9 protein-coding genes are annotated in these 12,386 nt (G+C 69.8%); all 9 read right to left on the reverse strand.

Going from position 1 to position 12,386, the window contains the following annotated elements; translation table 11 throughout:
* Complete coding sequence (nuoN, locus tag ACIA3K_RS10875; protein ID WP_396800481.1) at nucleotides 1-1,554, reverse strand: NADH-quinone oxidoreductase subunit NuoN; 1,554 nt, start codon at nucleotides 1,552-1,554, stop codon at nucleotides 1-3.
* A complete protein-coding gene (locus ACIA3K_RS10880; RefSeq protein ID WP_396800483.1) occupies nucleotides 1,551-3,083 on the reverse strand; it encodes an NADH-quinone oxidoreductase subunit M in 1,533 nt (510 codons plus the stop codon). The genes nuoN and ACIA3K_RS10880 overlap by 4 nt, the downstream gene beginning before the upstream one ends.
* A gap of 64 nt (nucleotides 3,084-3,147) precedes the next feature.
* A complete protein-coding gene (gene nuoL, locus ACIA3K_RS10885; protein WP_396800485.1) occupies nucleotides 3,148-5,073 on the reverse strand; it encodes an NADH-quinone oxidoreductase subunit L in 1,926 nt (641 codons plus the stop codon).
* A gap of 12 nt (nucleotides 5,074-5,085) precedes the next feature.
* On the reverse strand, nucleotides 5,086-5,385 hold the full coding sequence (gene nuoK / locus ACIA3K_RS10890; protein WP_355048264.1) for an NADH-quinone oxidoreductase subunit NuoK: 300 nt from the start codon (nucleotides 5,383-5,385) through the stop codon (nucleotides 5,086-5,088).
* A gap of 117 nt (nucleotides 5,386-5,502) precedes the next feature.
* Nucleotides 5,503-6,273 (reverse strand): NADH-quinone oxidoreductase subunit J, encoded by a 771-nt coding sequence (locus ACIA3K_RS10895; protein ID WP_396800486.1) that lies wholly within the window; start codon nucleotides 6,271-6,273, stop codon nucleotides 5,503-5,505.
* On the reverse strand, nucleotides 6,270-6,911 hold the full coding sequence (nuoI, locus tag ACIA3K_RS10900) for an NADH-quinone oxidoreductase subunit NuoI (protein WP_355048266.1): 642 nt from the start codon (nucleotides 6,909-6,911) through the stop codon (nucleotides 6,270-6,272). Before nuoI ends, ACIA3K_RS10895 begins: the two co-directional genes overlap by 4 nt.
* Nucleotide 6,912: 1 nt before the next feature.
* Complete coding sequence (gene nuoH, locus ACIA3K_RS10905) at nucleotides 6,913-8,265, reverse strand: NADH-quinone oxidoreductase subunit NuoH (RefSeq protein WP_355048267.1); 1,353 nt, start codon at nucleotides 8,263-8,265, stop codon at nucleotides 6,913-6,915.
* Nucleotides 8,262-10,754, reverse strand: coding sequence for an NADH-quinone oxidoreductase subunit G (locus ACIA3K_RS10910; RefSeq protein ID WP_396800488.1), 2,493 nt, complete (start codon nucleotides 10,752-10,754; stop codon nucleotides 8,262-8,264). Before ACIA3K_RS10910 ends, nuoH begins: the two co-directional genes overlap by 4 nt.
* Entirely contained in the window at nucleotides 10,754-12,070 is a 1,317-nt protein-coding gene (gene nuoF / locus ACIA3K_RS10915) for an NADH-quinone oxidoreductase subunit NuoF (RefSeq protein WP_396800489.1), read from the reverse strand. Before nuoF ends, ACIA3K_RS10910 begins: the two co-directional genes overlap by 1 nt.
* Nucleotides 12,071-12,386: the final 316 nt, after the last annotated feature.

A 12,386-nucleotide genomic window follows, 5' to 3' on the forward strand; every position in this document is an offset into this window, starting at 1 on the left:
TCACCGCACGAATTCGGCGGCTCCGGTAGCCAGGTCGAGCAGCGGCGCCGGGGCGACCCCCAGCGCCAGGGTGGCCAGCACGCCGATCATCAGGGCGGCGGAGGTGAGCCCGCCCGGCACGGTCACGGTCGGGGTGGACTCGCCCGGCTCGGACAGCCACATCATCACCACGACCCGCAGGTACGGGAACGCGAGCACCATGCTGGTCAGCACGCCGGCGATCACCAGCCACGCCTGACCGCCCTCCAGGGCCGGCCCGAAGATGGCGAACTTGCTGGTGAATCCGCTGGTCAACGGAATACCGGCGAAGGCCAGCAGGATGAACGTGAACAGCGCGGCGAAGAACGGCGAGCGCCGGCCCAACCCCGCCCACCGGGACAGGTGGGTGGCCTCGCCGTCGGCGTCCCGGACCAGGGTCACCACGGCGAACGCGGCGAGCACCGAGAAGCCGTACGCGACCAGGTAGAACATCGTGCCGGACAGCCCGTCCTTGCTCGGGGACAGCACGCCCACCAGCAGGTAGCCGGCGTTCGCGATCGAGGAGTACGCGAGCAGCCGCTTGATGTCGGTCTGGGTGACCGCGAGCACCGCGCCGATCAGCATGGTCAGCACCGCCACCGCGCCGAGGACCGGGGTGAAGTCCCAGCCCCCGCCCTCGAACGCGACGTGGAAGACGCGCAGCAGGGCGCCGAACGCGGCGACCTTGGTGCAGGCCGCCATGAAGCCGGTGACCGGGGTCGGCGCGCCCTGGTAGACGTCCGGGGTCCAGACGTGGAACGGCGCCGCGGCGGCCTTGAAGAGCAGACCGATGGCGAGCAGCGCCATGCCGGCGAAGAGCAGCACCGGGCTGGCCGGAGACTCACTCACCGCCGCGTTGACGGTCGCGAAGTCGACACCGGCGGAACGGCCCGGAACACCGGCGGTGAAGCCGTAGATCAGGGCCACACCGAACAGGAAGAACGCCGAGGCGTACGCGCCGAGCAGGAAGTACTTCATCGCCGCTTCCTGGCTCAGCAGCCGCCGGCGGCGGGCCAGCGCGCAGAGCAGGTACAGCGGGAGGGAGAAGACTTCCAGCGCGATGAACATGGTCAGCAGGTCGTTCGCCGCCACGAAGATCAGCATGCCGCCGATGGCGAACGTGACGAGCGGGTACACCTCGGTGAGGCCGTTGCGGCCCTCGGCCTGCTTCCGGTCGTCGGCCGACTCCGCCGTCACGGCGGCCTGGGCGACGAACGCGCCGCCCCGCTCGACGGAGCGGTCGCCGATCAGGAGCAGCGCCATGGCCGCCAGCACCAGGATCGCGCCCTGGAGGAACAGCGTCGGCCCGTCCACCGCGATGGCCTGACCGGCCGTGATGAGCCGATCGTCGGCGTTGAGGACCACCATGGTCAGCGCGGCGAGCACGGCCAGCAGTGCCAGCGTCAGCTGCACCAGGTGCCGCGAGCGCCGGGGCACGAACGCCTCGACCAGCACGCCGAGCAGCGCGGTGCCCAGCATGATCAGGATCGGGGCGAGCGCCGCGTAGTCGAGCGACGGCAATTTCAACTCGGTCACTTTGCCGCCTCCTGAACGGTGCCCACCGACGGGGCAGGGTCGGTCTTGCCGATGTCGTCCATGGTCGCCTGGACGGCCGGGTTGATCACGTCGGTGACCGGCTTGGGATAGAACCCGAGCAGCACGATCAACGCGATCAGCGGGGCGATCACGACCTTCTCGCGCAGGTTGAGGTCCCGGCGCATCCCGTCGACCTCGGTCAGCGCCGGGTTGAGCGTGCCCTGCGTGGTGCGCTGCACCATCCAGAGCACGTACGCCGCCGCCAGGATGATGCCGAGCGTGGCGATGACCGCCACCGGCTTGTTCACCGTGAACGTGCCGATCAGCACCAGGAACTCGGAAATGAACGGCGCGGTCCCGGGCAGGGCGAGCGAGGCCAGACCGGCGAAGAACAGCACCCCGGCGAGCACGGGGACGAGCTTGCCGGCCCCACCGAAGTCGCTGATCAGCGCCGAGCCGCGCCGGCTGACCAGCATGCCCACCACGAGGAAGAGCAGGCCGGTGGCCAGGCCGTGGTTGAGCATGTAGAGCACCGCGCCGGTGCCGGCCTGGGTGGTGAACGCGAAGATGCCCACCCCGATGAAGCCGAAGTGCGCGATCGAGGTGTACGACACCAGCCGCTTCAGGTCGTTCTGACCGACCGCCAGCAGCGCGGCGTAGATGATGCCGATCACGCCCAGCGCCAGCGCCCAGGGTGCGAACCACTTCGACGCCTCGGGGAACAGCGGCAGGCAGTAGCGCAGGATGCCGAACGTGCCGACCTTGTCCAGCACGCCGACCAGCAGCGCCGCAGCACCCGCTGGGGCGGCACCACCGGCGTCCGGTAGCCAGGTGTGGAACGGGAAGAACGGGGCCTTGATGGCGAACGCGAGGAAGAAGCCGAGGAACAGCCACCGCTCGGTGCCGGTGCTGATGTCGACCTGCGACAGCGCCTGCCAGTCGAACGTCTTGCCGCCGACCACCCAGAGGCCGATCACCGCGGCCAGCATGAACAGACCGCCGACCAGCGAGTAGAGGAAGAACTTCACCGCCGCGTACTGCCGCTGGTGGCCGCCGTAGCTGCCGATCAGGAAGTACATCGGCACGAGCATGACCTCGAAGAACACGTAGAACAGGAAGACGTCGGCGGCGGCGAAGACGCCGATCATCGTGCTCTCGAGGATCAGCAGCAGCGCGAAGTAGACCGGGATGGACCGCTTGGACGATTCCGCGTCGTGCCAGGACGCCAGGATCACCAGCGGCACCAGGACCGCGATCAGCATCAGCATCACCAGCGCGATGCCGTCGGCGGCGAAGGTGAAGCTGACACCCCAGTTCGGAATCCAGGTGTACGACTCACGGAACTGGAACCGGTCACCGCCGGCCTTGAAGCTGACCCACATCACCACCGAGAGCACCAGCACCAGCAGCGACCAGACGAACGCCACCTGCTTGGCCAGCTCGGGCCGACGGCGCGGCAGGAAGGCCACCACCAGAGCGCCCACCAGTGGCGCCACGGTGAGCACCGAGAGGAACCTGAAGTTCGACATTATGCGGCCTTACCTCCGTCGTGGATGCGTGGTCCGCCGGCGGGGGCGGGCGCATTGAGGTCGATCACGCCAACCACCCCGCCTGCACCGCGAGGAACGCCGCCATCACCAGCAGCGCGCCGGCCAGGATCGAGGTGGCGTACGAGCGGACGAAGCCGGTCTGCATCCGCCGGAGTCGACCCGAACCACCGCCGACGGCGGCGGCGAGCCCGTTGACCAGACCGTCGATGCCCCGGTTGTCGAGGAAGACCAGCGCCCGGGTGAGGAAGATGCCCGGCTTCTCGAAGACCGCCTCGTTGACGGCGTCGGTGTAGAGGTTGCGTCGGGCGGCGGTGACGAGGATCCCGGCCGGCTGCGGCGCGGTGGCCGTACCGGCCCGGAACAGGAACCAGGCCAGGCCGGCGCCGAGCACGGTGACCAGCAGCGACAGCGTGGTGATCACGAGGTGCGAGAGGACCGGCTCGTGCTCCGCATGCTCGCCGCCCAGACCGGCGGTGGAGGTCAGCCAGTCCGGCACCGAGGTGGAGAGCAGGAAGCCGGCACCGACCGAGCCGATCGCCAGCAGGATCAGCGGGATGGTCATCAGCTTCGGCGACTCGTGCGGGTGCTCGATGTCCTCGGTCCACCGCTTCGGACCGTGGAAGGTGAGCACGAACAGCCGCGTCATGTAGAACGCGGTCAGCCCCGCACCGAGCAGCGCCGCACCGCCGTAGAGCCAGGCGGTCCAGTCCTCCCGCTCGAAGGCGGCAACGATGATCGGCTCCTTGGAGAAGAAGCCGGAGAACGGGAACATGCCGATGATGGCCAGCCAGCCCATCATGAACGTCAACCAGGTGACCTTCATGTACGACGACAGCCCACCGAAGCGGCGGATGTCCACCTGGTCCTTCATGCCGTGCATGACCGAGCCGGCGCCCAGGAACATGTTGGCCTTGAAGAAGCCGTGCGCCAGCAGGTGCACGATGGCCAGCGCGTACGCCCCACCGCCCAGGCCGACGCCGAGGAACATGTAGCCGATCTGGCTCACCGTCGACCAGGCAAGCACCCGCTTGATGTCGTCCTTGGCCGCGCCGATGATGCAGCCCATCAGCAGGGTGAGCGCGCCGACACTGACCACCACGAGCTGGAGCGTCGAGTTCGCGGAGAAGATCGGGTTGGAGCGGGCGATCAGGTAGACGCCGGCGGTGACCATGGTGGCGGCGTGGATGAGCGCCGACACCGGGGTGGGCCCCTCCATCGCGTCCGGCAGCCACGCCTGCAACGGGAACTGGCCCGACTTACCGGCCGCGCCGAGCAGCAGCAACAGGCCGAGGACCAGCACGGTGGTGCCGGTCAGCGAGCCGACGCCGTTGAAGACCTCGTCGTACTGGGTGGTGCCCAGGGTCGCGAACATGATGAAGATGCCGATGGCGAGGCCGGTGTCACCGACCCGGTTCATCAGGAACGCCTTCTTGCCGGCCGTGGCGGCGCTCGGCCGTCCGTACCAGAAGGAGATCAGCAGGTACGACGCCAGACCGACGCCCTCCCAGCCGAAGTAGAGCATCACGTAGTTGTTGCCGAGCACCAGCAGCAGCATGGCGGCGACGAACAGGTTGAAGTACGCGAAGAACCGGCGGCGACCCGCGTCGTGCGCCATGTACTCGACGGCGTACAGGTGGATCAGGAAGCCGACGCCGGTGATGAGGAGCACGAAGACGGCGGCCAGCGGGTCGAACAGCAGGCCGAAGTCGACCCGCAGGTCACCGACCGCGATGAAGTCCCACAGGCTCAGCTCGACCGACTTGTTCTCCAGGCCCCGCAGCTGGAAGAAGGACGCCAGCCCGAGCACGAACGCGGCACCGATGGCCGCGACGCCCAACCAGTGCCCCCAGCGGTCGGCCCGCCGACCGAGCAGCAGCAGGATGGCCGCGCTGACCAGCGGGATCGCCACCAGCAGCCAGACGCCCCCGAGCAGCCCCGTGGCCTGGGCGTATTCCACAGTCTCTTCCACCGGTGGACCCCTTTAGTACTTCAGCAGGTTGGCGTCGTCGACGCTCGCCGAGCGTCGCGTCCGGAAGATGGCCATGATGATCGCGAGGCCGACCACGACCTCGGCGGCGGCCACCACCATCACGAAGAACGCCATGATCTGGCCGTTGAGGTCACCGTTGATCCGGCTGAAGGTGACCAGCGTCAGGTTGGCCGCGTTGAGCATCAGCTCGACACACATGAACAGCACGAGCGCGTTGCGCCGGACGAGCACACCGGCGGCGCCGATGGTGAACAGCACCGCGGCCAGCACCAGGTAGTAATCAGGAGTCATGGCCGGGCCTGCCTTTCGTTCGCGACTGCGGGGCTCCGCTTCGCTGCACTCCTCGCGCTCACCGGGCCTGCCTTTCGTTCGCGACTGCGGGGCTCCGCTTCGCTGCACTCCTCGCGCTCACCGGTCGGTCCCCTTCAGAGTGGTCTCCTGCGCGGTCAGCTCACGCACCGGCAGGATGTCCGGCGTGCTCCGCTCGGTGAGCCGGCCGTCCGGCAGTCGCGCCGGGGTGGCCACCGAGGAGGAGGTCGCGAAGACGCCGGGGCCCGGCTTGGGGCCCGGGTAGTTGCCCGGCGCGAAGCGGGCCCGCATGGTCGACGGCTGGTCCATCTTGTCCTGCTTGCGCCGCTCGACGTGCGCGAGCACCATGGCGCCGACCGCCGCCGTGATCAGGAGCGCCGAGGTCAGCTCGAACGCGAAGACGTACTTCGTGAAGAGCAGCCGGGCGATGCCCTGCACGTTCCCCTCCGCGTTGGCCTCGTCCAGGCCGACGGCGGTGGAGCCCTCGACGGCCCGGTACAGGGCGCCGCCGACGAGGCCGGCGAAGCCCAGCCCCAGCACGATCGCGGCGACCCGCTGACCACGCAGGGTCTCGATCAGCGAGTCGGACGCGTCCCGACCGACGAGCATCAGCACGAAAAGGAAGAGCATCATGATCGCGCCGGTGTAGACGATGATCTGCACCATGCCGATGAAGGGCCCGGCCTGGAGCACGTAGAACACGCCCAGGCAGAGCATGGTCAGCACCAGCCAGAGCGCCGAGTGCACCGCGTTGCGGGCCGCCACCATCCCGATCGCGCCGATCAGCGCGAGCGGCGCGAGGATCCAGAAGGTGACCTGCTCGCCGCCGGACACCCCGCCCGCCGCGGCGAGCACCGTAGACGTGGTCATGCGTTCTCTCCCTTGCCGACCGCCGCACGCTGGGCGGCCTGCTCGGCGCCCGGGAACGTCACGCCGGGGTGCTCCTCGACCTGGTAGCGGCCGGGGCCCATCGGCGACGTCTCGGCTCCGGCGGAGGTGCCCGGGTTGTCCAGCGCGCCGACGTAGTAGTCCTTCTCGCTGTCACCCAGCCGCATCGGGTGCGGCGGCTGCTCCATGCCCTCCAACAGCGGGGCGAGCAACTGCTCCTTGGTGAAGATCAGGTCCTGTCGGTTGTCCCGGGCCAGCTCGTACTCGTTGCTCATGGTCAGCGAACGGGTCGGGCAGGCCTCGATGCACAGTCCGCAGAAGATGCACCGCGCGTAGTTGATCTGGTAGGTGCTGGCGTACCGCTCACCCGGCGAGAAGCGCTGCTCGTCGGTGTTGTCGCCGCCCTCGACGTAGATCGCGTCCGCCGGGCAGGCCCAGGCGCACAGCTCGCAGCCGATGCACTTCTCCAGGCCGTCCGGGTGCCGGTTGAGGATGTGCCGCCCGTGGTAGCGCGGCGCCGACACCGGCGGCTTGAACGGATAGTCGGTCGTGACGACCTTCCTGAACATGTGCGAGAAGGTGACACCGAATCCCTTGAACGTTCCGGTGATCGCGCCCACGTCACACCTCCCTGGAGTCCGAGCCGGCGACGATGTTGGCCGGCTCCCGCTCGGCGACCACGCGCGTGATACGCGGGCTCGGTGGTACCTGTAGATCCATCGGCGGCAGCGGGAAGCTCCCGTACGGCCGGCTGTCGACCTGCTCCTGCGTGGTCGGCTTCGGCTGCGGCTTCCGGCTCGGCCAGAAGAGCGTGGCGAGCAGCAGGATGCCGGCCGGGATGCTGACGGCGATGACCTTGCCGCGCGTGTCCCAGTCCTCGATCGAGCGCAGGCCCGACAGGACCAGGATCCAGACCAGGTTGATCGGCAGCAGCACCTTCCAGCCGAAGCGCATGAACTGGTCGTAGCGCAGTCGGGGCAGCGTGCCGCGCAGCCACACGAAGACGAAGACCAGAGCGATCACCTTGCCGAAGAACCAGAGCATCGGCCACCAACCGGAGTTGGCGCCCTCCCACAGCGTGATCGGCCAGGGTGCCCGCCAGCCGCCGAGGAACAGCGTGGTGGTGACCGCGGACATGGTCACCATCGCGACGTACTCGCTGAGCATGAAGAGCGCGAACTTCAGCGAGCTGTACTCGGTCATGAAGCCGGCGACCAGCTCGGACTCGGCCTCGGGCAGGTCGAACGGCGCCCGGTTGGTCTCACCCACCGTGGCGATGAAGAAGATGACGAAGCTGGGCAGCAGCAGGATCGCGTACCAGCCCGGGGCCGGGATCTCGGTGCCGAAGATGGTCAGCCGGGTGGCGTCACCCTGTGCGGCGACGATCCCGCTGGTGCTCATCGTGCCGGCGGTCATGAAGACCGCCACGATGGAGAGGCCCATCGCGACCTCGTACGAGATCATCTGGGCGCTCGACCGGAGACCGCCGAGCAGCGGGTACGTCGAGCCGGAGGCCCAACCGCCCAGCACGATGCCGTAGACGCCCATGGAGGAGCAGGCCAGCAGCAGGAGCACGGCCACCGGCACGTCGGTGACCTGCAACGGCGTGTGGTGGCCGAAGATGCTCACCATCGGGCCGAACGGCACCACCGACAGCGCGGTGACCGCGCAGATCACCGAGATCGTCGGTGCGAAGAAGTAGACGACCTTGTCGGCCGCCTTCGGGAGGATGTCCTCCTTGAAAGCCATCTTCAGGCCGTCGGCGAGGGTCTGCAGCAGGCCGAGCGGGCCGACCTGGTTCGGGCCGGGCCGCACCTGCATGTAACCGACCACGCGCCGTTCGAACCAGACACCGAGCAGGGTGGCCAGCAGACCGAACGCGAAGGCGAAGACAATCTTGCCGAGAACCAGCCACCACGGATCCCGACCGAAGTCGGCAAGCGTCGGGTCCTGAGCCAGGACGATCGAGTTCACTGGTTACCCCCAGAACTGAGGATGGTCTCGTCGGCCGCCACGCGCCCGGCCGGGATGGCCGTACCCGATGCGGGGACGGAGATCCGGACGACCGTGCCGGACGTCGCCCCGAGGCTGCGTCGCACGGTCGAACCGGGTGAGTTCGTGGGCAGCCAGACCACGCCGTCCGGCATTTCGGTGATCTCCGCCGGCAGGGTCAGCGCACCCCGGTCGGTGCCGACCGTGACCGCGTCACCGTCGGCGACACCGAGCGCCTCGGCGGTGGCCTTGCCCAGCCGGACCACCGGCAGGCGGGCGGTCCCGGCGAGGTTCTCGTCGCCCTCGGTCAGGGTGCCGTTGTCGACGAGCTGGTGCCAGGTCGACAGCACGGCCTCGCCGGCTCCCGGGTGCGGCACCGTGCCCGGCGACACCGACGGCGCGGACGGCCGGGTCGTGCGCGTGGCCGGCAGCGAACCCAGCTCGCGGCGGACACTCGGCACGTCGGCGGTGCCGAGGCGAACGTCGAGGAGCGCGGCCAGCGCGTCGAGGACCCGCCCGTCGGTCATCGCGGCGGTGTTCAGCACCGCCTCGAACGGACGCAGCCGGCCCTCCCAGTCGAGGAAGCTGCCGGCCTTCTCGACCACCGGGGCGACCGGCAGCACCACGTCGGCCCGCCGGGTCACCGCGCTGGCGCGCAGTTCCAGGCTGACCAGGAACGGCACCGCGTCCAGCGCGGCCTCGGCCAGCCGCGGGTCGGCCAGGTCGGCCGGGTCGACGCCGCCGACCACAAGCGCGCCGAGCTGCCCGTTGGCCGCCGCCGCCAGGATGCCGTCGGTGTCCCGACCGGCCTGGCTGGGGATCACCCCGGCCGGAATGTCCCACGCCTCACCCAGCTCGGCCCGCGCGGCCGGCTCGTTGACCAGCCGGCCCCCGGGGAGCAGGTTGGGCAGGCAGCCCGCGTCGACCGCGCCGCGGTCACCCGCGCGCCGCGGCACCCAGGCCAGCTTCGCACCGGTACGCCGGGCCACGTCCGCCGCGGCGGAGAGCCCGCCCGGCACACCGGCCAGCCGCTCACCCACGATGAGGATCGCGCCCGGCGCGCTGAGCGCCTCGGTGACCGTGGCGTGCTCGGCGAGCACGCTCGCCTCCTCGCCCGGCACGACCCGGGCCAGCTTGGCGCCGAGCTTCTCCAGGCCCCGGGTGGCGAACGGCGCCAGCGCGTACACCGTCAGGGTCTTCTTGAGGTACGCCTTGCGCAGCCGCAGGAAGAGGATCGGGCACTCCTCTTCCGGCTCCAGGCCCACCAGCACCACGGCCGGCGCGTTCTCCACGTCGGTGTAGGTGACGTCGGTGACCCCGGCGACCGAGCTGGCCAGGAAGTCGGCCTCCTCGCGGGAGACCGGCCGGGCCCGGAAGTCGATGTCGTTGGTGTTCAGCGCGACCCGGGCGAACTTCGCGTACGCGTAGGCGTCCTCGACGGTCAGCCGACCGCCGGTGAGCACCGCCGTGCCCTGGCCGCCCTCGCGGGCCGCGTGCAGCCCCTCGGCGGCCCGGGTCAGCGCCTCACTCCAGGACGCCTCCCGCAGCTCACCGGTGTGCTCGTCGCGGACCAACGGGTTGGTCAGGCGGTCGGCGGCCCGGGTGTACTGGAAACCCCACCGACCCTTGTCGCAGTTCCACTCCTCGTTCACGGCCGGCTCGTCACCGGCGAGCCGGCGCAGCACCTTGCCGCGCCGCCAGTCGGTGCGCTGCCCGCAGCCGGCCGAGCAGTGCTCGCAGACGCTCGGGCTGGACACCAGGTCGAACGGGCGGGCCCGGAACCGGTACTGCGCGCCGGTCAGCGCCCCCACCGGGCAGATCTGCACGGTGTTGCCGGAGAAGTAGGAGTTGAACGGCACATCGCCGTCGTCACCCTGCTCGCCGTACGCGTCGTCCCGGTAGATGTTGATTTCCTCGGCGGACGACCGGCCCATCAGGTCGATGAACTTGTCACCGGCGATCTCCTCGGAGAACCGGGTGCAGCGCTGGCAGAGCACGCAGCGCTCGCGGTCCAGCAGCACCTGGCTGCTGATCGCCATCGGCTTCTCGTACTCGCGCTTGTGCTCGTGGAAGCGCGAGTCGGTGCGGCCGGTGGACATCGCCTGGTTCTGCAGCGGGCACTCACCGCCCTTGTCGCACATCGGGCAGTCGAGCGGGTGGTTGAGGAGCAGCAGCTCCATCACCCCCTCCTGCGCCTTCTGGGCGACCGGGGAGGTGAGCTGGGTCCGGACGACCATGCCGTCGGCGACGGTCTGGGTGCAGGAGGCGACCGGCTTGCGCTGCCCCTCCACCTCGACCAGGCACTGTCGGCACGCGCCGGCCGGGGCCAGCAGCGGATGGTCGCAGAACCGGGGGATCTCGGTGCCCATCTGCTCGGCGACCCGGATCAGCAGCGCCCCCTTGGGGGCGGTGACCTCGACGCCGTCGATGGTGAGGGTGACGGTCTCGGTCTGCTTGGCTACGTCGGTCATCAGTGCGCCCCTACCAGGGTCTTCTCCGACAGCATGGGAGCTTTGCGACCCTCGATGTAGTCGAGGTAGTCCTGCTTGAAGTACTTCAGGGACGAGGTCACCGAGCTGGTAGCGCCGTCACCCAGGCCGCAGAACGAGCGGCCGAGGATGTTGTCGCAGGTGTCCAGGAGGGTGTCCAGGTCCTCGTGGGTGCCCTGGCCGGAGAGGATCCGCCGGTAGACCCGGACCATCCAGTAGTTGCCCTCCCGGCACGGGGTGCACTTGCCACACGACTCGTGGTGGTAGAACTCCAGCCACCGGTACGTCGCGTAGACCGGGCAGTCCTGGTCGGAGAAGATCTGCGTGGCCGTGGTGCCCAGGATCGAGCCGGCCGCCGCCACGCCCTCGAAGTCCAGCGGCACGTCCAGGTGCTCGGCGGCGAGCAGCGGGGTCGACGATCCACCCGGGGTCCAGAACCGCAGGTTGTGACCGGGCTGCATGCCGCCGGCAAGTTCCAGCAGCTCGCGCAGCGTGACACCCATCGAGCACTCGTACTGGCCCGGGTTGTTGATCCGCCCGGACAGCGAGTAGATCATCGGTCCGGAGGACTTCTCGGTGCCCATTGACTTCCACCAGTCGGCCCCACCGAGCACGATCGGCGGCACGCTGGCGATGGTGCCGACGTTGTTCACCACCGTCGGGCTGGCGTACAGGCCGTGGGTGGCCGGGAACGGCGGGCGCAGCCGGGGCTGCCCCCGGAACCCCTCCAGAGAGTCGAGCAGCGCCGTCTCCTCGCCGCAGATGTACGCCCCGGCGCCGGAGTGCACGACCAGCTCCAGGTCGAAGCCGCTGCGCAGGATGTTGCGACCCAGGTAGCCCTTGTCGTACGCCTCCTGGACGGCGTTGCGCAGCCGCCGGGCCGCGTGCACGGCCTCGCCCCGGATGTAGATGTAGGCGCGGCTGGCCCGGATCGCGTACGACGCGATGATCACGCCCTCGACCAGCGCGTGCGGATCGTGGGTCATCAGCGGGAGGTCCTTGCAGGTGCCCGGCTCGCCCTCGTCGGCGTTGACCACCAGGTAGTGCGGCTTGCCGTCACCCTGCGGGATGAAGCCCCACTTGAGACCGGTGGGGAAGCCGGCGCCGCCACGACCGCGCAGCCCGGAGTCCTTGATCAGCTGGATCAGGTCGTCCGGGTGGGCCTTGAGGGCCTTGCGCAGGGCGGCGTAGCCGTCGAGCTGCTCGTAGGTGCCGATCCGCCAGGCGTCCGGTGACAACCAGCGCTTGGTCAGCACCGGCGTCAGCTTGGCCAGCGTCTCTGGGCGGGGAGTGGTCACTTGTGGGCCCCCGTTTCGTTCGCGGCGGCGGGGTCCGTGCCATCCGCGTCCGCCGACGCTTCGGTGAGGTTGCGCTCCTGCGCGCCGGTCGAGTCACCGGCGGGCTTACCGTCGCCGGCCGGGGCGTTGGCCGCCGCGCCGGCAGCCTCGGCCGCCTGCGCGTCGCGCGGGGCCGGCGGCGAGGTCTCCGCCGGCGCCTTCGTGCCGGGCGCGTCCGGCACGGCCGTCTTCGCGTCGGGCTGCCGGGTCTCGGCGGTACGCACCTGCGGCGACTTGTCGTCCGGCGCCTTCACGTCCGGTGCGGTGCTGCCGGTGG

Origin of the sequence: Micromonospora sp. NPDC051543 (genome assembly GCF_044454415.1) — a bacterium.
Classification (GTDB): Bacteria; Actinomycetota; Actinomycetes; order Mycobacteriales; family Micromonosporaceae; genus Micromonospora.